The sequence below is a fragment of the Nocardia sp. CY41 genome (assembly GCF_009829325.1).
Taxonomy (GTDB): domain Bacteria; phylum Actinomycetota; class Actinomycetes; order Mycobacteriales; family Mycobacteriaceae; genus Nocardia.
In genome coordinates this window covers 15245-38974 of record NZ_VUOS01000011.1, presented here as the reverse complement: position 1 = coordinate 38974, position 23730 = coordinate 15245, and the positions used below count along the sequence as shown (strand labels likewise).

Annotated in this window: 22 protein-coding genes; 11 read left to right on the top strand and 11 right to left on the bottom strand. The window is 68.6% G+C overall.

Annotation, left to right across the window (positions count from 1 at the left end; all coding sequences use genetic code 11):
* Positions 1-5: 5 nt before the first annotated feature.
* Positions 6-431, top strand: coding sequence for a GyrI-like domain-containing protein (locus tag GVY64_RS13600; RefSeq protein WP_039803156.1), 426 nt, complete (start codon positions 6-8; stop codon positions 429-431).
* A gap of 69 nt (positions 432-500) precedes the next feature.
* Here the strand turns inward: GVY64_RS13600 and GVY64_RS13595 are convergent, their stop codons facing one another.
* From GVY64_RS13595 to GVY64_RS13580, 4 genes are all read right to left on the bottom strand, one after another.
* Complete coding sequence (locus GVY64_RS13595) at positions 501-1601, bottom strand: inositol-3-phosphate synthase (protein ID WP_159841241.1); 1101 nt, start codon at positions 1599-1601, stop codon at positions 501-503.
* On the bottom strand, positions 1594-2151 hold the full coding sequence (locus GVY64_RS13590) for a PadR family transcriptional regulator (protein WP_039803160.1): 558 nt from the start codon (positions 2149-2151) through the stop codon (positions 1594-1596). The genes GVY64_RS13595 and GVY64_RS13590 overlap by 8 nt, the downstream gene beginning before the upstream one ends.
* Positions 2152-2263: 112 nt before the next feature.
* On the bottom strand, positions 2264-3055 hold the full coding sequence (locus GVY64_RS13585) for a DUF1707 SHOCT-like domain-containing protein (RefSeq protein WP_159841239.1): 792 nt from the start codon (positions 3053-3055) through the stop codon (positions 2264-2266).
* A 4-nt stretch (positions 3056-3059) separates the two neighbouring features.
* A complete protein-coding gene (locus GVY64_RS13580) occupies positions 3060-4148 on the bottom strand; it encodes a DUF1707 SHOCT-like domain-containing protein (protein ID WP_159841237.1) in 1089 nt (362 codons plus the stop codon).
* Positions 4149-4260: 112 nt separating this feature from the next.
* Between GVY64_RS13580 and GVY64_RS13575 the strand changes: the two genes are divergently transcribed.
* The 3 genes from GVY64_RS13575 to GVY64_RS13565 all read left to right on the top strand — a co-directional run bounded on the left by GVY64_RS13575 (position 4261) and on the right by GVY64_RS13565 (position 9455).
* On the top strand, positions 4261-4680 hold the full coding sequence (locus GVY64_RS13575) for a DUF5318 domain-containing protein (RefSeq protein ID WP_063016743.1): 420 nt from the start codon (positions 4261-4263) through the stop codon (positions 4678-4680).
* A 708-nt stretch (positions 4681-5388) separates the two neighbouring features.
* Positions 5389-7557 carry a transglycosylase domain-containing protein gene (locus GVY64_RS13570; protein WP_159841271.1) on the top strand — a complete coding sequence of 723 codons (2169 nt, stop codon included), beginning with the start codon at positions 5389-5391 and terminating at the stop codon, positions 7555-7557.
* Between the two features lie 215 nt (positions 7558-7772).
* Entirely contained in the window at positions 7773-9455 is a 1683-nt protein-coding gene (locus GVY64_RS13565; protein ID WP_442939576.1) for a glycosyltransferase family 87 protein, read from the top strand.
* 20 nt (positions 9456-9475) lie between these two features.
* Here the strand turns inward: GVY64_RS13565 and GVY64_RS13560 are convergent, their stop codons facing one another.
* Together GVY64_RS13560 and GVY64_RS13555 are read right to left on the bottom strand one after the other, a co-directional pair.
* Complete coding sequence (locus tag GVY64_RS13560) at positions 9476-11044, bottom strand: TerD family protein (RefSeq protein ID WP_159841233.1); 1569 nt, start codon at positions 11042-11044, stop codon at positions 9476-9478.
* Positions 11045-11071: 27 nt separating this feature from the next.
* Positions 11072-12475, bottom strand: coding sequence for a TerD family protein (locus tag GVY64_RS13555; RefSeq protein WP_159841231.1), 1404 nt, complete (start codon positions 12473-12475; stop codon positions 11072-11074).
* A gap of 181 nt (positions 12476-12656) precedes the next feature.
* Between GVY64_RS13555 and GVY64_RS13550 the strand changes: the two genes are divergently transcribed.
* From GVY64_RS13550 to GVY64_RS13530, 5 genes are all read left to right on the top strand, one after another.
* Positions 12657-13280 (top strand): AIM24 family protein, encoded by a 624-nt coding sequence (locus tag GVY64_RS13550; protein ID WP_159841269.1) that lies wholly within the window; start codon positions 12657-12659, stop codon positions 13278-13280.
* An 8-nt stretch (positions 13281-13288) separates the two neighbouring features.
* Positions 13289-13987, top strand: a complete 699-nt coding sequence (locus GVY64_RS13545) for an AIM24 family protein (RefSeq protein ID WP_159841229.1) — start codon at positions 13289-13291, stop codon at positions 13985-13987.
* Positions 13988-13994: 7 nt separating this feature from the next.
* Complete coding sequence (locus GVY64_RS13540; protein ID WP_063016753.1) at positions 13995-14759, top strand: AIM24 family protein; 765 nt, start codon at positions 13995-13997, stop codon at positions 14757-14759.
* 90 nt (positions 14760-14849) lie between these two features.
* Entirely contained in the window at positions 14850-16349 is a 1500-nt protein-coding gene (locus tag GVY64_RS13535) for a hypothetical protein (protein WP_159841227.1), read from the top strand.
* A gap of 136 nt (positions 16350-16485) precedes the next feature.
* Positions 16486-17331: a hypothetical protein gene (locus GVY64_RS13530; RefSeq protein ID WP_159841225.1), complete on the top strand. Its 846-nt coding sequence runs from the start codon at positions 16486-16488 to the stop codon at positions 17329-17331.
* 1 nt (position 17332) lies between these two features.
* Here the strand turns inward: GVY64_RS13530 and GVY64_RS13525 are convergent, their stop codons facing one another.
* A complete protein-coding gene (locus GVY64_RS13525) occupies positions 17333-18130 on the bottom strand; it encodes an MBL fold metallo-hydrolase (RefSeq protein ID WP_159841223.1) in 798 nt (265 codons plus the stop codon).
* 47 nt (positions 18131-18177) lie between these two features.
* Between GVY64_RS13525 and GVY64_RS13520 the strand changes: the two genes are divergently transcribed.
* Positions 18178-18606 carry a MerR family transcriptional regulator gene (locus GVY64_RS13520; RefSeq protein ID WP_159841221.1) on the top strand — a complete coding sequence of 143 codons (429 nt, stop codon included), beginning with the start codon at positions 18178-18180 and terminating at the stop codon, positions 18604-18606.
* Between the two features lie 240 nt (positions 18607-18846).
* A complete protein-coding gene (locus GVY64_RS13515) occupies positions 18847-19104 on the top strand; it encodes a hypothetical protein (RefSeq protein ID WP_159841219.1) in 258 nt (85 codons plus the stop codon).
* Here GVY64_RS13515 and GVY64_RS13510 read toward each other — a convergent pair.
* Genes GVY64_RS13510 through GVY64_RS13495 form a run of 4 tightly spaced genes read right to left on the bottom strand, consistent with a single transcriptional unit; the run spans position 19076 to position 23719 of the window.
* Positions 19076-19864, bottom strand: coding sequence for an HAD family hydrolase (locus tag GVY64_RS13510; protein ID WP_159841267.1), 789 nt, complete (start codon positions 19862-19864; stop codon positions 19076-19078). The two genes, GVY64_RS13515 and GVY64_RS13510, sit on opposite strands and share 29 nt — an antisense overlap.
* A 59-nt stretch (positions 19865-19923) precedes the next feature.
* A complete protein-coding gene (locus GVY64_RS13505; RefSeq protein WP_236566811.1) occupies positions 19924-21063 on the bottom strand; it encodes a cysteine protease StiP family protein in 1140 nt (379 codons plus the stop codon).
* Positions 21060-22508 carry a phosphoribosyltransferase family protein gene (locus GVY64_RS13500; RefSeq protein ID WP_159841217.1) on the bottom strand — a complete coding sequence of 483 codons (1449 nt, stop codon included), beginning with the start codon at positions 22506-22508 and terminating at the stop codon, positions 21060-21062. Before GVY64_RS13500 ends, GVY64_RS13505 begins: the two co-directional genes overlap by 4 nt.
* Positions 22505-23719 (bottom strand): HpcH/HpaI aldolase/citrate lyase family protein, encoded by a 1215-nt coding sequence (locus GVY64_RS13495; protein ID WP_159841215.1) that lies wholly within the window; start codon positions 23717-23719, stop codon positions 22505-22507. Before GVY64_RS13495 ends, GVY64_RS13500 begins: the two co-directional genes overlap by 4 nt.
* Positions 23720-23730: the final 11 nt, after the last annotated feature.

Here is a 23730-nt window from a genome sequence, read left to right as displayed (position 1 = left end):
AGACAGTGGACTTCGAGATCGTCACTCTGCCGCAGAGCATGGTTGCCGGCCTGACCGTGCCGCTGGCCGGTCGCGAGGTGACCGCGCGTGACCTCGACCTGGTGAACTTCACGTGGGATCGGTACCTGGCGCGGGAGAAGAACGTGCCGCGGGTGGCCGCCTACATCGGCCAGAACGATCACGCCGTCGCCGTGCTCGGCTACGAAATCGGCGGGATGGACGAATTGGACCCCGGCGACGTGCTCACCATCATCCCGCAGGGCCGCTACGCCAAGTTCGTCGTCGCCGACAAGCCCTACGACCTGCTGCGCACCGCCTGGGCCCAGGTGGCGAAGGCCGAGAACGCGGGCACCATCACCCGCTCGCACACCGCTGAGGTCGAGCGCTACACCGGCCCGGCCTCGGTGGAGGTCTACGTCTCGCTCGATTAGCGCGGATGCCGTACAACGCAGCCGGCCGGAGGTTTCACCCTCCGGCCGGCTTGCGTCGGGGTCACCGAATCACTCGGCTCCGATGATGAAGGCTTCCAGCTGGGCACGCGCGATGTCGTCGGCGAGCTGCTGCGGCGGGGACTTCATCAGGTAGGCCGAGGCCGGGATGACCGGTCCGCCGATGCCGCGGTCCTTGGCGATCTTCGCCGCGCGCACCGCGTCGATGATGATGCCCGCGGAGTTCGGCGAGTCCCACACCTCGAGCTTGTACTCCAGGTTCAGCGGCACGTCACCGAAGGCGCGACCCTCCAAGCGGACGTAGGCCCACTTGCGGTCGTCGAGCCAGCCCACGTGGTCGGACGGGCCGATGTGCACGTCGTTGGCGCCGAGCTCCTTCTTGAGGTTGCTGGTGACGGCCTGGGTCTTGGAGATCTTCTTCGACTCCAGGCGCTCGCGCTCGAGCATGTTCTTGAAGTCCATGTTGCCGCCGACGTTGAGCTGCATGGTGCGATCGAGCTGCACACCGCGGTCCTCGAACAGCTTGGCCATCACGCGGTGGGTGATGGTCGCGCCGACCTGGCTCTTGATGTCGTCACCGACGATCGGGACACCGGCCTTGGTGAACTTCTCCGCCCAGACCGGGTCGGAGGCGATGAACACCGGCAGCGCGTTGACGAACGCGACACCCGCGTCGATCGCGCACTGCGCGTAGAACTTGTCGGCTTCCTCCGAGCCCACCGGCAGGTAGGACACCAGCACGTCGACCTTGTTGTCCTTCAGCACCTGCACCACGTCGACCGGCTCGGCCTCGGACAGCTCGATGGTCTCCGCGTAGTACTTGCCGATGCCGTCGAGGGTCGGGCCACGCTGCACGACGACGTCGCTGGGCGGCACGTCGGAGATCTTGATCGTGTTGTTCTCGCTGGCGAAGATCGCCTCGGCCAGGTCGAAGCCGACCTTCTTGGCGTCCACGTCGAACGCGGCGACGAACTTGACGTCGCGGACGTGGTAGGGCCCGAACCGCACGTGCATCAGACCGGGAACGGTCGAGGACTCGTCCGCGTCCCGGTAGTACTGCACGCCCTGGACCAGCGAAGAGGCGCAGTTACCCACACCTACGATGGCGACGCGAACCGCTGTGGCGTTGTCAGCCTTCTCGTTGTCACTCATGGCCGATATTTCCCTCTTTCTGTGGTGCCGCCTTCGTCGATTGCTCCGCCGCAATCAACTCGTTGAGCCAGCGCACTTCGCGCTCGCTTGATTCGAGTCCGAGTTGATGGAGCTGCCGGGTGTAGCGATCCAGGGACCCGCTGGCCTTCTTGATCGCCTCCCGGAGCCCCTCTCGGCGCTCCTCGACCTGGCGCCGCCTGCCCTCCAGGATCCGCATCCGCGCTTCCGCGGGAGTGCGGCTGAAGAAAGCCAGATGTACGCCGAAGCCGTCGTCGGTGTAGTTCTGCGGTCCGGTGTCGGCGAGCAGTTCGCTGAACCGCTCCCGACCGGCCGGGGTCAGTTGGTAGACCCGTCGCGCACGGCGTGTCGTCGCGCCCGCGGGAATCTCCTCGGCGATCAACCCGTCCGCCTGCATGCGGCGCAGCGTCGGGTAGAGCGATCCGTAGGAGAAGGCACGAAACGCCCCGAGCAGGCCGGTCAGCCGCTTGCGCAGCTCGTATCCGTGCATGGGCGCTTCCAGGAGCAGCCCGAGGATTGCCAGCTCGAGCACCGGGCTTCACCCCCTGACTGTGTTCAGACCTAACCGATGGATGCGACTATCCACTATATCGGAGCGATACATCTGTGCACAGACGTCTCCCCGCGGTGAACGACTTGCGGACTCAGCGCGGGAAGATCGCGAGCGGCTCGCCCGCGAAAGTGACCTTCGCGTATCCGGAAGCGCCGCCTCGGCAATCCACGTGGATATCGACCACGGGACCGGGGTCGACCGCGCCGGGCGAGTCGAACTGCAGGCTGACGTGACTGATCACGCCGTCCGGGCACCGCACCGTCTGCGGCGCACCGGCCAGCAGGCGGGCGATGGCGGGCACGTCGACGGCGGCGAGGTCGAAGGTGCGCGTCCCCGCTTTGCGCTCGGAGGCCCGCGAGGTGTCGAAATCGCCGTCGTAGCGGTAGTCGCCGGTCTGGGCCGCGTTGCCGGGCTTCTGCCGGTCCACCAGGGCATACTTCGGGTACAGGGTCACATCGTCGGCGATCAGGTCCCCGAATTCGGCCCGATATTCCGCGAGGAAGTAGGACAGGCCAGCACCGGTGGTCATGTCGGGAACCTTCTCCGACGACCCCGGCAGATCGACGCCGCAACGGCTGATCCCGCCCACCATCGCGCCCGCGACCAGGGCGGCCGCGATCATCGAGACGGGCGCCTGCCAGCGCCGCGGTCGCCGCCGGTCCACGCGGACCACCGGGGCGTTCGCGAGGTCGTCGGGAATCTGTAGATCATCGATCAATGCGTCGAGCTCGCCGAAGGATTTGGCGCGCATCGCTTCGGCGGTGCGCGCGGAATGCTCGCTCGCGGTCAGCTGTCCGTCGGCCAGCGCGGCGTCGAGCAGACCGCACACGTCGGCGCGGTCGGTATCGCGGGCGCGGATACCGCTGTATCGGGTTGTCGCCATCGTCCTACCCTTTGAACGGCGAGACACGGCGAATCTCGCCCGCCGGAGTCATCGTGAAGTACCCGCTCTCCCTGACCGAGTTGCTCACGTGGACGGTGACGAGGGGTTCGGCGTTGGTCCTGGTATCGGGCATGCTCACCGAGAAGTGCGTCACGACGCCGCCCGGCACCCGGACGATCGTGGCCGCGTCGGCGAGCGCCCGGCCGATCGCCTCCGGAATCAACGCGCCGAGATCCACCGACGGCGTGTCGGCCTTGCGCGTCTCGATCTGCCGGGACTGCGTGAATCCACCGCGGTAGTCGTAGGCGACCTTCCGGTTCGCCTGCCCCGGCACCGCCCGGACGAGCGAGGCGAAGTCCTCGTGCATATACAGCTCATCGACCTGGAGGTCGCCGAATTTCCGCTGGTAATTACGCAGGAACGTGGCGATTCCCTCGGTGGTGTGCGGGCTCGGCGTAGGGATGACCAACGGTTGCACCGTCGCTTGCTCCAGCACGGGCATCGCCTGCGCCTTCGGGTGCGGTTCCTCCGCTTCCCGGGTGACCGCGAGAAACCCGGCGCAGGCGGCCAGGACCGCGGCCACGGTCACCCCAGCTGTGTACCACCCGCGGCGTGATCGCGGCGGCCGCGGCGCCGGGGCGATATCACCGGGCCGCTGCAAGTCCGAGACCAGATCCCGCAGATCACCCAGGGTGCGCGCCTCCCGGGCGAGTTCGGCGAGGGTGTCGTGCTCCTCTTCGGACAGCTGGCCGTCGACCCGGGCGGCGTCGAGCAGCTCGCGAGTAGTGGTGCGATCGGCATCGCGCGCCCGGGTGTGATCGGGATAACTGGCTCCGGATGCCGAGCGGCGCAGGCGTTTTCGCGTGCTCGCCGTGCGCTGCGAAGTGAACCCCCGCACCGTGGCCCGGCTTTGCAGATCGGCGGTGAGCGCGGCCAGATCACCGAGCGTTTTCGCCGCCGCGGCCTGCGCGATTCGGTCGTGGTACTCGTCGGCCCCGAGCTGCCCCTCCGCGTAGGCGGCATCCAGCAAGCCGGACGCGGCGGCGCGGTCGAGGTCACGCGCTCGCGTGCGCCCGGATGATGCGGTGGACACAGACGGATGGTAGCCCGGGTGCGGCCGCGCCGCGCTGGATCGCAGCCGGTCGGGACCGGCCAATCCGCACAGCCCGGGGCGGGGCGATTCCAACACCGCTACTCTGGTTCTCGTGCGAATTCAGCGGCAAGTTGTCGACTACGCCCTCCGGCGCCGGTCGCTGCTGGCTGACGTCTATGCGGGCCGGGTCGATGTCGCCGAGGTGTGTGATGCGAATCCTTATCTTCTGCGTGCGGCGAAGTTTCACGGCCGGGGTAGCGAAGTCACCTGCCCCATCTGCCGCAAGGAACAACTGACCCTCGTATCCTGGGTCTTCGGCGACGGCCTCGGGCCGGTCGCCGGGTCGGCTCGCACACCCGAGGAGCTTGCGCGACTCGCCGAGACGCGGGAAGAATTCTCGGTTCATGTCGTCGAGGTATGCCGGACGTGCAGCTGGAATCATCTGGTGCAGTCCTATGTGCTCGGTTCCGCGCCGGCGCCGCCGCGCCGCCGCACCGGGACACGCGCGAACCGGCGCACAGCCGCCGAATGAAGTGCCTGGGTCATCCCCGTCGGCTGACTCGGGGAGCAGGCACGCGTCCGCCGCGGTGACGACTACCGCTGATAGCCACCTGGACCGCTACGAGTTATGGAGATCTTGTCAGTGAATTCGCCCTACGAGCCCTACGGCGATGAGCCACATGGCGGTCGTCCTCCGCAGAGTTCACGTCCAAGTCCCAACCCGTACCAGAATCCCCGTCCCGGGCCGCCGCCCGGCGCCCGTCCGGGTCAGCCGTCGGGTGGGCGTCCCCTCCCCGGCGAGCCGCGTGGTCCGCAGCCGCCGCGCCGTCCCGGCCCCCCGCCGAACGGGCGACCGCCGGTTGGCGGTCGCCCGCCCCAGCCGGGCCGTCCGCCGCAGCCGAACCGCGGCGTGCCCAACGGCGGCGCGTCCGGCCCCCAGCAGACCCAGCGGATCCAGCGGCCGGGCTCGCTGACCGAGGCGGTGGCCGAGCGCGACCGGCGCGGTCCCAGCACCGGCGCGCGTCCGGCCACCGGTGGGCGTCCCGCGGTGGATCGCGACGGACGTCGCGTCCCCGGCAGCGGCCCGACCACGGGTGAGCGCAGGCAGGCCGCGGGCGGACCGCCGTCCGGCCCGCCGCCGCGCCGTGGCGGCGGCAACGGCTCCGACGGACCGGGCCGGCGCCAGCCCGCGCAGAAGAAGAAGTTCCCGTGGCGGATCGTGCGCCGCACGCTCTACGTCATGATCGCGCTGGCCATCCTGGTGCCCAGCGGCATTTTCCTGGCCGCGTACACCACGGTGTCGGTGCCGCAACCGGGCGACCTGAAGACCAACCAGGTGGCGACGATTCTCGCCTCCGACGGCACGTCGGTCATCAGTAAGGTCGTCCCGCCGGAAGGCAACCGGACCGACGTCACCATCGACCAGATCCCGCCGCACGTGCGCAACGCGGTGATGGCGGCCGAGGACCGGGACTTCTACACCAACCCCGGCTTCTCGATCTCCGGCTTCGCGCGCGCGGCCAGGGACAACATCCTCGGCAAGGAAAGCGCGGGCGGTGGCTCGACGATCACCCAGCAGTACGTGAAGAACGCGCTGGTGGGTGACGAACACTCGCTGACCCGCAAGATGCACGAGCTGGTCATCTCGGCCAAGATGGCGCGGCAGTGGAGCAAGGACGAGATCCTCGCCGCGTACCTGAACACCATCTACTTCGGCCGCGGCGCGTACGGCATCGACGCGGCGTCCAAGGCGTACTTCGGCAAGCCGGTGCAGGAGCTGACCATCGCCGAGGGCGCGGTACTGGCCGCCACCATCCAGCTGCCGTCCAGCCTGGACCCGGAGAAGAACCCGGAAGGCGCGAAAACCCGCTGGAACTACGTGCTCGACGGCATGGTGTCCCTCGGCAGCCTGAACACCGCCGAGCGGCAGGGCCTGCAGTATCCGCAGGTCGTCCCCCTCGCGTCGACGCGCGACAAGGAACAGGACTCCGGTCCCGAGGGCTTGATCAAGACGCAGGTGCTCAAGGAACTCGCCGCCGCGGGCATCAGCGAGCAGCAACTGAACACCGCCGGCCTGCAGATCACCACCACGATCGACCCGAAGGCTCAGCAGGCGGCCGTGGACGCCGTCAACAAGAACATGGACGGCGAGCCGGAGAACCTGCGCACCGCCGTGGTCTCCGTCGACCCGCGTACCGGCGCGGTGCGCGCTTACTATGGCGGCAACGACGGCCAGGGCTACGACTTCGCCAACGCGGGTCTGCAGACCGGTTCGTCCTTCAAGGTCATCGGCTTGGCGGCGAACTTGGAGCAAGGCGTCCCGCTCTCGCAGCTGTACGACAGCTCGCCCCTCACGGTGAACGGCATCAAGATCACCAACGTCGAGGGCGAGCAGTGTGGCATGTGCACCATCGCCGAGGCGCTCAAGCGATCGCTGAACACCAGCTTCTACCGGATGCAGCTGGACATGCAGAACGGGCCACGCAAGATCGCCGACATGGCGCATAAGCTCGGCATTCCGGAGACCATCCCGGGCGTGGGCAAGACACTCACCGAGTCGGACGGCTCCGGGCCCAACAACGGCATCGTGCTCGGTCAGTACCAGGCCCGCCCGCTGGACATGGCCTCCGCCTACGCCACGCTGGCCGCCTCCGGCGTCTACCACGCGCCCCATTTCGTGACGAAGGTCGTGACCGCCGACGGGCAGGTCCTGCTCGATCGTGGTGAAGTGGCCGGTGAGCAGCGCGTCTCGGCCGCGGTGGCCGACAACGTCACCGCCGCGATGAAGCCGATCGCCGGCTACTCCCGCAATCACGGGCTGGCCAACGGACGGGAATCGGCTTCGAAGACCGGTACAGCGCAGCTCGGCGATACAGGTGAGAACAAAGACGCCTGGATGGTCGGCTACACGCCCTCGCTGTCGACCGCGGTGTGGGTGGGCACGGAGCAGGGAGACCCCTTGCGGAACGCCAGTGGCGGCATGATCTACGGATCGGGCCTGCCATCGGATATCTGGAAGGCCACCATGGACGGTGCGCTGAAGGGCACCACCAACGAGACCTTCCCGAAACCCGCCCCCATCAAGGGTCAAGCCGGTGTGCCCGAGTGGTCAGCTCCCTACACACCGCCTTCCACGGTCGATACCCCGCTCCTGCCTCCGGTCGTGGTCGCACCGACGCAGGTGGAGATCCTGCCTGGCATCACCATCCCGGTTCCCGGCGTCCAGCCCGCACCGCAGCAGCAGCGCCCGCAGCAGCAGCGGGAATCGGACTCGGGCCCGCTGCCCGGCCAGCCCGTGGCGCCGTCCGACGGGTCGTCGCCGACGGCCACCGGCTCACCCAGACCGGGCAACAGCGGCAACTCGAACAATGAAGGCACGACCGGAACCGCGCCGACACGGGGCCGATAGTTCGCTGTCACGCAGGCCGGGGCCGACCTCATCAGGTTCGGTCTCGGCCTGTGTCGTACCCGGGGGACTTCGCGCGACTCGCTGTGCCGTCCGCGGAAGGCAACGCGTGGTGGGTGTAGACGACTCGATCCCGACCGCGGGCGGCACTCCGGGTAGCCTCGGGATCCGTGACCGATCAGCAGCTGGTGGAGCCACGGAGGAATGGGAGGGCACCGCTGTCGGACCAGGTGAAGCCCGGTGGGGCGTACTACGCGGCCCCGGCTCCGCTCGCATCCGATCTGCGATCGGCGGATGCCCGAGACCGGCCGAGTCGCAACGACTCCCTCGCCGCGCAACTGTCCACGGTGATCGGCGGGCCGGTCGGTGATCACGCGCTGATCGGGCGGGTGCGGTTCTGGACGCCCATGCGGGTGCTGCTGGCGTTCACGGTGGTGTTCCTGGCGCTGGGCTGGTTCGGCAAAGCAGGTTGCATTCAGCAGACCGACGGCGCGGACGGTCCGACTCTCGACTGGAACAACGGCCGCCAGTACGTGGCGATGTGCTACTCGGACACCGTCCCGCTGTACGGCGCGGAAAGACTGAACGAAGGCGCTTTCCCGTACAAGAAGCAGTGGACCGAGCAGACTCCCGACGGTGGCCGGGAGACGCGATACATGGAGTATCCGGTGCTCTCGGGCCTGTACCAGTATCTCGCGATGCGGATCGCGAAGAGCTGGGACGTCGCGCCGCTGCCCGGTGCGCTGCAGGTGGTGATCTACTTCAACGTCGTCGCGTTCGGTCTGGCGATCGCCTGGCTGATCACCGTCTGGGCGTCGGCCCTGCTGTCCGGCCGCCGGATCTGGGACGCGGCGCTGATCGCCTGTTCACCGCTGGTGATCGTGCACGCGTTCACCAATTTCGACGCGCTCGCGACGGCCTTCGCCGCGACCGGCCTGCTCGCCTGGGCGCGGCGCAGACCGGTGGCCGCGGGCGTGCTGCTCGGGCTGGGCGGCGCGGCGAAACTGTATCCGCTGCTGCTGCTCGGTCCCATCATCGTGTTGTGCCTACGTACCGAAACCATGCAGCGCACGCCGCGCACGCACCTCGGCCTGCGGATTCGCGACATCGACGGCTGGCACACCTTTCTGGCGTGGGTGCGTGAAACGCCCTACCGCATCCAATTCCTCAGCGCCCGTCCGCTCGGCGCCGCGTCCGTCACGGTGTGCGCCACGCTGGCCACCTGGCTGGCGGTCAACCTGCCGATCGCCGCGCTGTTCCCGAACGGCTGGCGAGAATTCTTCCGCCTCAACACCACCCGGCACGCCGACCCGGATTCCATCTACAACGTGATCTCGTCGTTCACCGGCTGGCCCGGCTTCGACGGCGTGCTGACCCACGGGGAGCAGCCCGCCATCCTGAACGCCGTCTCGCTGCTGGCCTTCGTCGCCGCCTGCGCGGTGATCGCCTACATCGGCCTCACCGCACCGCGGCGGCCGCGGCTGGCACAACTGTGTTTCCTCGTGGTCGCGGCGTTCCTGCTGACGAACAAGGTGTGGAGTCCGCAGTATTCGCTGTGGCTGGTGCCGCTCGCCGTCCTGGCACTTCCGCACCGGCGCGTCCTGCTGGCCTGGATGACCATCGACGCCCTGGTCTGGGTCCCGCGCATGTTCTACTACCTCGGTCTGGACCGCAAGGGCCTGCCCGAACAGTGGTTCACCGGCACCGTCGCACTGCGCGACCTGGCGGTACTCGGGCTGTGTGCGGTGATCGTGCGGCAGATCTATCGGCCGGAGGAGGACCTGGTGCGGCGCGACTTCGTCGACGACCCGGTCGGCGGGATCGTCGACCGCATGCCGGACCCGCTGCTGGCCTGGCTGCCGGAGCCGCTGCGACCGCGACCGGCGGTCGCCCGCGGCTGACCGGCCGCGGGCTCAGGCGCTCACCTGGTGTGCAGGAAGCGGGCCTGCCGCTCCGGTTCCTGCGGCAACATGTCCAGATCCAGCTGCCACGCGCTACCGGTCCACGGATCGAACAGTGGCGTGCCGTCGACGGTCGGCAGGTGGCGGCACGACTGCGACAGCATCGCGACGGTGGTGTCGGCCGAATCGGATTCGTTCGCGCCGACGATCACGATGGACAGTCCGATCAACTCGCCCCGCGTGATCAACGCGCCGATCCGCTGGGCGTCCGAACTCTGGTAGCCGTGCGGGAAATCCGCCGCCAACAGCACCCGATGCTCGGCGGGTGGCGTGAAGGCGCCACTCGTGTAGGCCAATTCGGCGAGTTCGGCCGCGTCGACCAGCGCCTGCAACCGCTCCGAGATGTCGGCGTGGTCGGTGATCGGCGGGCCGTTCAGCACCGGAGCGAGCAGGCCGGTGAAGCCGCTGAACGCGTCGGTGAGATCGATGATGTCGACCAGCGTCCGCCGTTGCGGCGCCGTGGCGAGCAATCGCGCCAGCAGCGCGCCCACAACGGGCGCGACCGCGCGGGTCGATTCGGCATCGATCCACAGCGGCCGGTTCAGCGGCACCGGAACGCAATACGGGATGCGCAGCGATCCCCGGTCGAGGGCGTACAGCTCACCGAGCCGGATGCCGTCGCTCGGCGCAGGCGGCTTGTCCCAGGCAGGCGAGTCCCACGACGCCAAAGCGCGTGGCAGCATCCGGTCGGCCTCGGCGAGTTCGCCCTTCAGCTGTTCGGCGTCGCGCTGGTGGTTGTGCTCGGCGGTGCCGACGAGCTCGTCGTGCCGTTGCTGCGCGACGCGACGCGCCTGCTCGGCTTCGGGAGTGTTCCTGGTCGCCGGATCCGAGACGGCGAGCGACAGTTCGTTGTCCAGCCGCTTGGCCGCGTACTCCCGCGCCGAGACCAGCGCGGCGGCCGACCGCGCGGCGTCCTCGAACACCATCCACAGCCGCTCCAAGCCGTGACCGACTTCCAGCGGCGCACCGGCGGCGGCGATCTGCGCGTCACCGGCCAGTGGGCCGGCCATGGTGTGCGTGCCGGGTTGCCCCGGCTCCGGGGACGCACCGTCGACCTCGACGCCGTGCGCCGTGAGCAGCACGGCCAGCCCGCCCGCGTAGCCCTGGCCCACCGCGCGCAGTTTCCAGGCCGGGCCGCGCCGGTACACCTCCAGACAGATCAGCGCCGTCTCACCGGACGACGGCGTGATCGCGAACTCCGCGGTCGTGCTGTCGTTCTCGAACAACGTGGCGGTGACCGGCCCGAGGCCGTCCGCCCGCGCGGGGGCGGCCGGGTCGGCGCTCACCACCAGCAGCACGGCCTTCGCGTCGGCGCGTACCTCGGTGAGCGTGATCGTGACCCCGTCGGCGGCCAGGGCGACCCCTGGCGTGGCGGGCTGGTTGTAGAAGACGAAATCGTCGCTGGAGAAAACCTTCAGGTTCTCGGCGACGACCAGCGCGGAAACATCGAGGGCAGCCTCGGCTTTCGCGCTGAAACGAACGACCTCACCGGTCAATGGGATGTTCTGACCGGCTTGCAGTTGAATCACCGTATCCGCCCCGCTGTCCGCCGCCGGTCAACCGTTGACGAGGAACCGGCCGAGTTGCGGCACCGCCTCACCCGGATGCTTGGCCTGGAAGCCCTCACCGAGCGCCTGCAATTTCCAGTCGTTGCCCACCCGGTACAGCTTGGACATCGCCATCGCGGTGAACGGCATGCCGCCGGCGAGGGTGTACCTGGCCAGTTCGCCGTTGTTCGTCCCGTCGACCAAGCGGCAGAACGCGTTCTGCACCTGCTCGAAGGTGTGGCCCTTGTAGGAGGTGACGACGAAGACCAGCGTGGTGATGTGCGCCGGGATGCGGGTCAGGTCGACCAGGATCATCTCGTCGTCGCCCTCGCCCTCGCCGGTGAGGTTGTCGCCCTGGTGGCGGATCGAGCCGTCCTTGGAGGTCAACTGGCCGTAGTAGGCGACGTCGACCGGGTTCATGTCGGCGAACATGATGACCGACGCGTCGAGGTCGATGTCGACCGTGCGGTTGCCGAACATGCCGCGACTGCGCACCGGATCCCAGCCGAGGCCCATCTTGACGAAGGTCAGCGCGGCGCCTTCCTTACGCAACGTCACCCGCTGGCCCTTGACCAGGCTGACCGGGCGGTCCTTGCTCAGGCTGACCTCGGCGGGCTGTTGCGGCGGCTGCGGCGGCTGGCCGGGCTGCTGGTAGCCGGGGGCGGGCGGCGGCGGGTAACCGGGACCGGGCGGCGGGTAACCGGGCCCGCCCTGCGGCGGCTGACCGGGGCCGGGCGGCGGGTAGCCGGGGCCAGGCGGGTAACCGGGCCCGGGCGGCGCGTACTGCGGCGACTGCTGCTGGGTCGGGTACGCCGGGGTGGTCGGCGGCGGGTAGTTCGGCGGCTGCTGGACCGGCTGCTGCGGAGGCGGCGGCGGGGCCTGCGGCGCCTGCGCCGGCTGGGCCGGAGCGTCGTCGACCGTCACACCGTGATCGGTGACCAGCGCGGCGAAACCGCCGGCGTACCCCTGTCCGACCGCGCGCACTTTCCACGCGCCCTGGCGGCGGTAGAGCTCGAGCGCGATCACGATCGACTCGGTGTTCAGTCCTTCGATCCGGTACTCGTACAACCGGTTACCGGCCGCGTCCGACACGATCGCGGTGGGGGCGGGGAACTGGCCGAAGTTGCTGTTCGCGTCGTCCAGCGTGATCACCGCGCGAATCTGGTCGATGTCGGCGGGCACCGCGTGCAACGACACCGCCAGCGACGCGGGCTGTCCCGCGGGGGCGGGCTGCAGGTTGACGCCGGGACCGCTGGGCTGGTTGAAGAAGACGAAGTCGGCGTCGGAACGGACCTTGCCCCGCTCGGTGACCAGTAGTGCCGACAGATCCGCCGGAGCCGAGAGCTGGACGGAAATCACCACGTCGTTGGTGGCCAGCGGACCGTTCTGGCCCTTGGCGAGTGTTGCGGACAAGTTCGACCCTTCGCTTGTCGGTGCGTTCGCCTGACACTCTACGAGAAACGCGTTGCGCGGCGCTTGTACTGGACGGCCGCGCTGCCCCGACACCCGCGAATGCATCGGTTAGGGTGACGGCACGCAGATGGAATACGGCGGTCACATCGTGTTCCCGATCGAGACAGCAGGCAAACATCGCATGGCGCAACTGTTCGAACAATCGAAGAAGGTGATCGAGGCTCACCTGTCCGGGACCAGCCTCCGCGCGATCTCCGGTTCGATGATCGCCTACGAAGGAAACGTGCAGTTCAAAGCGGCCGGTTTCGGCGGGGGCGACGGCGTGCTCGCCGGGCTGAAGCGCCGGGCCACCGGCGAGAAACTGTCGCTGATGGAATGCGCCGGGCACGGCAGGGTGTTCTTCGCGGTCAACGGCCAGCACGTCACCGTGGTGAACCTGAACAACGAGACGCTGCAGGTGGAGTCGCAGCAGTTGCTCGCCTTCGCCGGAAACCTGCGCACCGACGTACGCTTCGCCGGGTTGCGCGGTGCGTCCACCGGGCAGGGCCTGTTCACCACGACCGTCTCCGGCCAGGGTCAGGTCGCGCTGCTCTCGGCCGGTGGCCCGCTCATCCATCTGGAGGTCTCCCCACAGTATCCGCTGGTGGTGGATCCGGACGCGTTCGTCGCCGCACGCGGGAACCTCAACCAGTCCTTCGTCACCGACGTGTCGTGGCGCAGTTTCGTCGGCCAGGACGCGGGCGAGGCGTTCTCGTTGCGCTGGGACGGCCAGGGCGTGGTGTCGATCCAACCGGCGGAACGGTAGGGCGAGCGGTGTTCGAGAAGGTCAACGGCAAAGTCGTCAAGGTCGACGTCGGCATGGCGGGTGGGGTGGTCGCTCGCAACGGCGCGATGCTGTTCTATACGGGCGCTGTGTCTTTCGCGCCGCATCAGATCCCGGGCGCCCAGGGCATGGGCGGCATGGGCGGGCTGATGGGTCTCGCGGGCCGTGCGATGGCGGGTGAACACGAGCGCACCATGCTCGCGCAGGGCAACGGCGTGGTCCATTACGGATTCGCCGGCCTGGAGGTTCACGTGGTGCACCTGCAGCCGGGTGCGACGCTACGCGTCGAGGCATCTCGGCTGCTGGCCAACACCGCCGGGTTGCAGAGTTCGGTGGTCTCCGTCATGAGTTCGGGCGGAGGGGGCGGGGGCGGCGGCCTGATGGGCGCGCTGCGCGGCGCGGCCTCGGGCGCGTTGACCGGCCAGGGCATGTTCACCACCCAGCTGTCCGGGCACGGCGCCGCGGTGCTGCTCGGGCACGGCGGATTCCTGGAACTGCAAGTGGGCGGGCCGAATCCGATCGTGGTCGACCCGCAAGCCTTCGTCGCCGCCTACGGCAACGTGCAGACCGAGCTCAAGTCGGCGCTGAGCTGGCGCGACGCCGTCGGCCGTGGCTCCGGGGAGGCGATGCAGCTGCATTGCGTCGGGCAGGGCGTCGTCTACGTGCAGGCCTCCGAAGAGAAGTTGTGAGCAGGGTATGTCCCAGATCCTCAACCCCATGAATCTCGGTGAGAGCGACAACATCCCGGGAAACAGCTACGCGTACTGCATCGACCTGAACAAACCGTGGTTCATGCGCAAGGGCGCGATGATCGCCTATTACGGCGACATGCGGTTCCAGATGCTCACGCACGGATTGCAGGGCGGGCTGCTGCATATGGTGTCGCAGCAGTTCTCCGCGCCGTTGTTCACCGGCGATTACGTCGTCGCGGAGGGGCACGGCAAGCTGATCATCGGCGACCGCGGCTACGACATCAATTCCTACGATCTCGAGGACAACGGCAACCTGACCATCCGGGCGGCGAATCTGCTGGCCTTCGAGCCGGGCCTGTCGCTCAACCAGTCCATCGTGCCCGGGTTCCTCACCCTCATCGGCACCGGCAAGTTCCTCGCCTCGTCCAACGGCCCGGTCATGTTCGCGGAGCCGCCGCTGCGCGTCGACCCGGAATCACTGGTCGGATGGGCGGATTGCCCCTCCCCCAGCCACCACTACGACGAAGGATGGATCTCCAACTTCCTGGCCGCCGGTGCGGCGCGCTTCGGCGTGAACTCCGGTGAGGAGCGCCAGTTCGAGTTCACGGGTGCGGGGACCGTGCTGATCCAGTCCAGCGAGAAGGTGCTCAGCGATTCGATGCTGGTGCGGACCATCGAGGGACAGATCCAGAGCGGCATCACCGTCGGCGGCCTGCAAAGACTGCAAGGGCTCATCGCGCAGCAGCTCGCCGGCCAGCAGCAGTACTGACTCCCGGACCGGTTCCCGGTCGCAGCCGGGGCCCGCGTGATCACCCGCGTGGGGGATTCGCGGCCCGCCGGATCTGGATACCGTTCATTCGTGTTTCACATCCTCTCCTCCCAGGTCCGGCGCGCGGCGCTGCCCGCGGCGCTGCTCGCCGCAGTAGCGGTTCCCGCCGCCGCGGTGCCGATCCCTTCCGTTCCGGCCGCGTCGGAACCGCCGCGCTTCGTCGGTGCCGCCGCGAGCGGTGACCCGGTCACCGGCATCCCGCCGGTCCCGCAGAACCCCCATCTGGCGCCGAACGGGAATTCGGGCGTCCACAACGACGGGTGGATGAGCGACACCTATACCCGCCCCGGTCCGCTCGGCCGGGCGCCTCGGACCGATTCCCTGTTGCTCGGCAGCGAGTGCGGTTCGGTGGCGTTCGACCGCGCCGGCCGAATCGTCACCACCTGCCTCGGGCTGCAACCGGGGCTCTATCTCATCGACCCGGCGACGATGACTGTGCTCGGCAAACATCCTCTGCCCGGCAAGAGCCCCATCGATATATTGCAGCCCGGCGCATTCAACAATTTCGTCGGCGGCGGGTACTTCTACCTCGACGACGAGGACCGCGCTGTAGTGGGCACCAGCACCGGGCACATCCAAGTGTTCGCCGAGAATGCTGCCGCCGACGGCTTCTCGCTGGTGCGCGACTACGACCTGACCGGCGTGCTGCGCCAGGGCGAGACGCTGAACTCGGCGCTGCCGGATTCCAACGGCCTGATCTGGTTCGTGGCCAAGACGAACGGCGTGGTCGGCACGCTCGATCCGGATACCGGTGCGGCGCGGGTGGTTCGGCTCGGAGCGGGCACGGAGAACCAGATCGAGAATTCGTTCGCGGTCGGCGCGGCCGGTGAGGTGTACGTCGCCACCAACCGGCGACTTCTCCGTTTCGACGCCGGACCCGACGGCGCACCGCAGATCACCTGGCAGACCACCTATGCCAACAGCTACCAGCGCAAGCCGGGCCAGGTGGACGACGGATCCGGTACCACCCCCACAGTGCTGCCGGACGGCTATGTCGCCATCACCGACAATGCCGATCCGATGAACATCGTCGTCTACCGCACGGCGCCGTCGGTCGCCGAACGGCAGGTCTGCGCGGTACCGGTGTTCGAACCCGACCGTGGTGCCACGGAGAATTCGTTGATCGGTGCGGGGCGCTCGCTCATCGTCGAGAACAATCACGGGTATTCGCATCCCGACGCGGTCGCGTCCGGAAAGACCACCACTCCGGGGTTCGCCCGTGTCGACATCGACGCCGACGGCAACGGCTGCCAACTGACCTGGACCAACTCGGTCGAAGCCGCGCCCACGGTGGTACCGAAGCTGTCCCTGGCCACCGGCCTGATCTACACCTATACGAAAGGCGCCGACCCGAGCGATCCCTGGTACTGGACCGCCCTCGACTACCGCACCGGCGCGACCGTGTGGAAACAGTTGTCCGGCACGGGTCTCGGCTTCAACAACAACTACGCCGGAATCGCCATCGGCCCCGACGGCGCCGCCTACCTCGGCACGCTCGGCGGACTGGTGTCGATCCGCGACGCCGAGTAGGCCGGTAGACGGATCGCGTCAGGATAACTCGGTCCGATAGGCCAATCCTGTACGCGTATCGAAGGATTCGCGACGGATCGGTGAACTCGTCCCGATGTTCCCCGGCGCCCGGTGACGGTCGTCGGAGAATCGGGGAATGGCTGACTTGGCGCTTTCGCCGCAGCGTCGCACGGCGCTGACGGACCTGGTCCAGGACGAATCCAGTTTCGCGACAGCGTATCCGCGGGTCGCCGATTATTGGGCCACCGCGGGCCGGCTACCCGGTACCGGCGACGACATCGCCGACGCCACGTTCGACCTACACCTGCTGCACTACATGACGGGTGGCGTGAGCACGAACCCGTATTGGGACATCGTCGCCGCGGCGGTGTCGCCCGCGCCGAGGGAACGCGGGAACCGTGCGGAGGTGAACGGCGGAAATCCGAAAGGCAGTGCCCGGCTCGCCTACGCGCAGATCCTCCTGCAAGCCGCCTACGCCTACGCGATCCCCTCCCCCGCGACGCTGCGGTGGGTGGCGGATGTAGCGCAAGGCAGGCCGATCCTCGAGGTCGGCGCCGGGCGTGGCTACTGGGCGCATCAGCTCACTCGAATCGGTGCGCTTACCAGCGCTTTCGACTCGCATCCGCCCGACCGCACGATCAATACCGCGTTCCCGGCCGCGGCGGGACAAACCACGACCTGGCATCCCACCGCCACGCCGCCGTCCTCCCCAGCCGAGCTGGTCGCCGCGCACGCCGACCACGCGCTGTTCCTCTGCTGGCCGCCCGGCTGGGAGAACCCGATGGCCTCCAGCACCCTCGCCGCCTACCAGGAGGCGGGCGGTTCGTCGCTGATCTACGTCGGCGAACCGCGCGGCGGACGCACGGCCGACAGCGCGTTCTTCGACATGCTGGAGGCCGGATGGACGGTGCTCGACCAGGACCAGGACTACGTCTCCTGGTGGAACCTCGGCGATCGGGCGCAGTGCTGGCAGCGTCGGTGAGTCAGCTCGCGCGCTGGAACTCCCACGGGTCGTGCGCGCTGATCAACGTGATCTCGTGACCATGATCGCGGCGTAGTTCGCGCAACCGCGCCTGGGTGCCCAGCCGCAGGTCGTGGTGGACCTCGGAGCCGGTCTGCACGATGTCGAGCACCGGGTGCGGCTGCGGAGCCGGGTCGAGTTCGCGGTGGTAGTAGTACGCGTCGCCGCAGTGCAGCAACCAGCTGTCGCCGGCGCGGACGGCGACACCGGTGTGGCCCGCGGTGTGCCCGCCCAGCGGGATCAGCTGGAAGTCGTCGGGCAGGTCCTTCGGCTGGATCGCGTCGAAGCCGAACCACTTCCCGGTCGGGTCCGACGGATAGGTCACCCAGTGCGGGTCGTGCGCCCAGTGCGCGGGGCGGTAGCGGAAACTCGGGGCTTCGGCCTGCGCCGCCGCCAGCTCGGCGGCGAGCACATGGACCCGCGCGTGCGGGAAGTCGGGCAGTCCGCCGCAGTGATCCACGTCGAGGTGGGTGAGGACGATGTGCCGGACGTCGGCGGGGTCGTAGCCGAGCCGCTCGACCTGCCGGATCGCGGTCTCGTCTTCGGCGAGCACGGGCTGGGCCATCGTGACCCAGTCCGTACCGAGGGTGCCCGCCGGGTCGCGCACGTCATCGAGTCCGATGCCCGTCTCGATCAGGACCAGTCCGTCGGACGCCGTCTCGACCAGCAAGCAGTGGTTCACGGCATGGGCGGGGGCGGGGCCGTCGTAGGTGGCTTCGATCTGCCGCACCGAGCCGCAATTGAGGTGATGGATTGTCATGCGAGCTAGTCTGTGACTTGAAGCGCGGTTCAAGTCAAGGAGACGAGATGACCGACCTGCTCGATATCGCCGAGGTCGGCGCGCAAACCGGCCTCGCCCCCTCCGCCCTGCGCTTCTACGAAAAGCGCGGTCTCATCGCAGCGACCGGCCGCAACGGCCTACGCCGCACCTACCACCCCGACATCCTGAACCGCCTCGCCCTCATCTCCTGCGCCCGAGGCGCCGGTTTCACCCTCGCCGAAATCGCCCGCTTCCTGCGCGCCTCCCCCACCGACGCCGAACTACGCACCCGCATGGCGGAAAAAGCACGAGAACTCGACAACGACATAGCCCGCCTCATCCGCATGCGCGACAGCCTCCGCCACGCCTCCACCTGTACCCACGACCCCTTGGTCGAATGTCCGGACTTCAAGTCCACCTTCGAGCCGACCTCCAGCGCTGTGGAAGCAAGCGAATCCATCCCGATCGGCCGATAGGCGGACACGACTATCCGCTGGTCGAGTCGATCCGGAATGCCTTTCCGTCGATGACTAGGAAAGGTTCGCCGGCGAATCCGTACTCATCCGCGACCGACCACGTCCCATCGGCGTGCTCCATCCAGGCGGCGGGACCGCCTTGTTGGCCCCTTCCCTGCCCGTCCACGGCTAATCCTCCGACAACCCGAAACTGTAGGCCGAGGCGGACAGGTACTGCTTGCAGCCGGGACCGTGGCCGCAGTGGACATTCGCAACGAAGCGCGCTTGCTCCAGAGATCGGAAGGATCCATCGACTGCGCAGTTTCGGTGCATCCTGCGCCAGGGCTCGGTGTCGGCTTCATCGAGCTCGAGACCATGGTGGCTGAATCGGAGCCGGCGGAAGCGCTGGAGGTAGTGCGGTCCACACTTCGTCAACTCGGAATCGCGGACACCGACCTCACCGCCGAGCAATACACGGATGCCGTGCTGGCTACTCGGCGGAAGCCGGAGCTCCCTTGATGAACCAGTTGATGATCTCCTCGCCCGCGAGGATGCCGGTGGCTCGGGTGATGGTGAGATTGGGGTGGGTCCAGTTGAGTTGTTCGAGTTCGCCGTGGCGGGGGCGGATGGCGGAGTCGGCGGCGCGGAGCATTTCGGCGTCGAGGGCGCCGTCGCCCGCCGCGAGTGTGCGGGCCTCGTCGGCGAGTTCTCCGCTTTCCCAGAGACGCTTGCGCACCTCGGCGACCGCGCGGCTCTTGCAGACGACCTGCGGCATCGTATAAATCTTGCGGCCCTGCTGGGATGCGGACCAACCGCGTGGACGACACCATTCGTCCCACTCGGCCAAGAACCCCTCGGGCACCTCTTTGGGGTGCACCACCAGGTAGCAGAACAAATGGTCGGCCACGCGGAACTTCGTGACCCAAGAGTCATCGATGCGGGTGTGCAGTTCTTTGCTCACCTCGGACAACGTGGCGCCCCCCGCGCGAACCTGGGCGTCGATGGCGATGCGCCAGCTCAGGTCGGGTACGCCGTCGACCAGGATGTTCCCGCCGTTACTGGTGATCGCGTAGCGCCACGGCGCTCCGGGCAGCCGGATGCGGTCGAACTGTTTGATGGTGCGGGTGGTGGTGGGAATGACGGCGGCGGGTTCGGTCAGGGTCTGCATCCGCAGCGCCGCGGTGGTCGTCATGAACGACAGCGGCGCCCCTTCCAGATGCTCCACGCAGACCGTCGGCACGTCGGCGGCGGTGCTGAAGGCGTTACGCGAGTAGATCATCGTCCGGTCCAGGTCGGTCGCGATCAGCGCACGTCTTCGGTGGGCTCTCGGAGATAGGTTCACTGCTGCACGTCCTTGATCAATCCCATGCACGAATATGCCAGGTCGGGGACGACGTCGACCGGGACACCCCGGGACGCGGCGAGCAGGCGGATGTGCGCGTGCTCCGGCGCGTCCGCCTCACGCACCAGCACCCGCCACGGCACCCGCCGCAGCAGCACCCGGGTGGTCTCGCCGACGCCGGGTTTCACGAAATTCACGCTGGTGATGCCGTACTGCTCGCGCACCTGCTCCACGGACGCCCAGCCGGTCCAAGTGGGCGTCCGGTCACTCGCGCGGATCTCGGCGACCTGCGCGGGCACCCGGTCGCGGATCGCGTCGAAGGCGCCGCTCACGGTGTCCAGCAGACGCCCGGACACGTCGTCACCGGCCAGTTCGCGGTAGAACTTGGCGCCGTGGAAGTCGTCGGGGCCGATCAGCGTGTCGTTCAGGACGGTGCGCGAGACCAAACCGGATACCGTCGAATTGAGGCACGCCGAGGCGATCAAGAAGTCGTCGCGCGTGCCGTAGGTGCGCACGCAGTGCCCGGGATCGGCCAGTACCGCCAATTCGTCGTCGAACCGGGGGCCACCGGCCGCGTGATAGGCGTCCAGTGCCTCGGTGAGCTCGCGGGTGATCGCCCCTTTGCCGGTCCAGCCGTCGACGAACACGACCGAGGCCGGGTCGTGATGCGCGGCCAGATAGTCCAGCGCCACCGCGTCGATGCCGCGATCCCGCACGATCGACACCGCATAGTGCGGCACCTCGAGACTCGCCCGCCGCGAACGCAGCCAACGGCGCATCAGGATGCCGACCGGCGTGCCCGCTCGGGCCAGCGACACCAGGACGATGTCCGCGCCGCGTTCGGCGACGACCAGTTCCGACACGGTCGCCACGGCCAGCGCGAGCCGCTCGGCGCTGGTCGCGAGCACCTCGTCGAACAGCGACCGGTACGCCGCGTCCGGCTGGTACTCGATCGGCAGCGACTCCGCGTAGTGCGCCTTCCCCGCCTGGATCCGCCGTTCGCGCTCGGCGACGTCGGCCTCCAGATCGACGTCCGAGAGGTCCTTCAGCAGCCAGGAGACCTCATCGGCCGCGTAGGAGCCGAACTCCGGTCCGTGCAGCGGCGTGGGTAGCGCACCCACCCTGGTGCTCGTCACGCTCGGCTCCCCTGCGCCGCCTGCGCGCGTTCGGCGTGCAGCCGCCGCGGGTCCGCCTCCGGCAGCACGGCGAGCAGCACATCCGCCCCGGAGGCGGTCAGCACGTCGACCAGCCCGTGCTCGGCCATCAGCTCCGCCGTGTCGGCCGGCGAGTCGACCACGACGACCAGCACCGGATCGGTCGCCGAAGCGTCACCCTCGGCACCGCTGCCGACACCGTCATCAATGATGCCGGCATCGGCACCGAGCGGCGGAGCGACGAGCAGCGCCGGATCGGCCTCGAACCGGTCGAGAGTCCCGGGCCATTGCGCGTTGTACAGGTAACGCGGCGCGGTATCGCCAGGCTCCGGCGCGATGAACCGGAACCCCCGCCGCAGCGGATACCCGGGCTCGTCCAGCACGTACGCGGGCGAGCGCGTGGTGGTCTGGAAACGTGTGGGCGTCCCCGAATCGGCGAGCAGCACCGCCAACCGCAGCGGCAGGTACATCAGTTCCTCGTGCCCGAGCACGATGACGGCCCGGCCCGGGAAATCGGCGTCGAGCCGGGCGGACAGCACCTGCCCCGCGTCCAGCAGCGCGGTCTCGAACGCGTCGGCGTCGGCGGCGAGGATGCCGTGCCTGCCGCCCTCCGGAACAGCAGCGGGCCAGGGGATCTCGACCCGCCCGAACGAACCCGCCTGTCCGGCGGTCGGATTGAGCCGTGGTTCGGGCAGCGCCCGCACCGCGTCGACGAGACCGGGAGGCAGCGACGCGCGGCCGGTGGCGAGGCAGACCGTGTCGATGCGGGCGCCGAGTTCCGCCGCCGCGGCGTCGAATTCGGCGCGATCCGCCTCCGCCCGCAGATCGACCAGCGACGCGAGAACGTAGTGCGCCCGTGGCGCGAAGGTGTGCAGCGCGCGCACCGCGTCGATCGCGGTGGCGCCGGTGGAGATCTCGTCGTCGACCAGCACCAGCGGCAGATCGTTGACGAAGATGTCGGCCGGCGCCGGTTGCAACAGGTGCGAGGTGGCGTGCGAATGCCCCTCCTCGAACCCGGCGAGCGTCGGCGCGTGCGGCACCGCGCGCCGGGTCGAATGCAGGTAGCAGTGCGCGCCGATCCGGGCGGCCACGCAGTGGCCGAGTCCGGTCGCGGTCTCGGCGAACCCGAGCACGACGGCTTCGCGCGCACCGAGCACCGCGCGCACCAGGTCGCCCAGCTGATCGCCCGCGCCGAGCACCACGCGCGGATCGGTGGGCAGGTGCTTGCCGAGCACGGTGGAGACCAGCAGATGTGCCCGACGCCGATTGTTGTGGCGAACGCCCGGTTGCACCAGCGCGGTGATCGGCAGCCGCGCCGAACGCAGCCGCTCCGGGCCGCCGTCCGGATCGTGATGCAGCCCGATGCCGAGATTTCTTGTCGCCCAGAATATTTCGTTGTGACCGAGGTCGGTCGAAGTCCGGCTCATACGGTGACCAACGCCGTCAGCAGATCCACGAAGGAAACTCCCTTGTTCGCCACGCCGAACACCCGTGCACGCAACAGCGTCTGCCGCGCCCAGCTGCGATGCGGCCGCATCTCGTTCATCTTGTTCCGGTAACCGGAGGCCGCCACGCCGCCGACGTCCTCGCGCAGGATGTCCAGCGCGTCCGAGTACTCCTCGTGCGTCACCACCGACAGCGCGTGCACGGCGGCCACGTGCGACGGGTGGATCACCGTCTTGCCCTGGATGCCGTTGGCCCGGTCCAGCGTGATCTCCCGCAGCAAGCCGTCCAGATCCCGGCTCACCAGGTACTGCCGGAACGGCACCGCGTCGGATTCCTCGAACGGCGCGGTCCGCAGCAGCGGCCGGAACATCCGTTCGTGGTCGGCGAAGTACTCCCACACCGGTCCCGTGATGACGAAACCGGTGCCGTCCGCGCGCCCCAGGTAGTTCACGATGTCGGCGATCACGTCGGCGACCACGCGCACGTCATAGATCGTCAGGTCGCGATCGCGCCGGATGCCGAACGTCGAACACATGTCCGTCGCGCCGACCCGTACCGCGAGCACCCGGTCCCGGTGCGCGGCCAGCAGCGCCGCGATCTGGGTGAGCTCGTAGTCGCGGGTCTCCCGGTGCACCAGCCCCGGCGACTCCAGCACCGGCATTCCGTACAGCGGCCGGTCCACCCGCTGGGCCGCCACGTTCAGCGCGTTGAGGTACTTCGGGCCGGTGACGCTGTCGAACTTCGGGAACACGAAACCGGTCAGCACCCTGGCGCCCGGTCCGAGTTGCTCGATCAGCTCGGTGATCGTGTCCGCGTCGCGCACCCGCACGAACAACAGCGGGTTGGCGTCGTGGCTGCCCGCGAGCAGATCGAGCGCGGCGACGGTCTGTTGCTTGGCGTACTCCACCTCGTGATCGGCGACCGCGTCTTCGAGGTCGATCACCATCGAACACACACCGTGCTCGGCGCGCCTGCCGACCGTCAGCGCGAGATCGGGCCTGGTCGCCGGTGCGTACAGCGTTGCGCCGAGCCCGATCGCGAGCAGCTCGCGATCGGTGTGGTCGTCGCCGAACGGTTCGGGCTGCCGGTGGAACAGTCGTCTCGCCTCCGGTCCGTGCAACTGCCGGAAGTGGCGCAGCGGCATGCGTTTCCGCAGGCAAACCTCCTGCTGGACGGCGATGCCTGCGGTCATCGTTGCCCCAT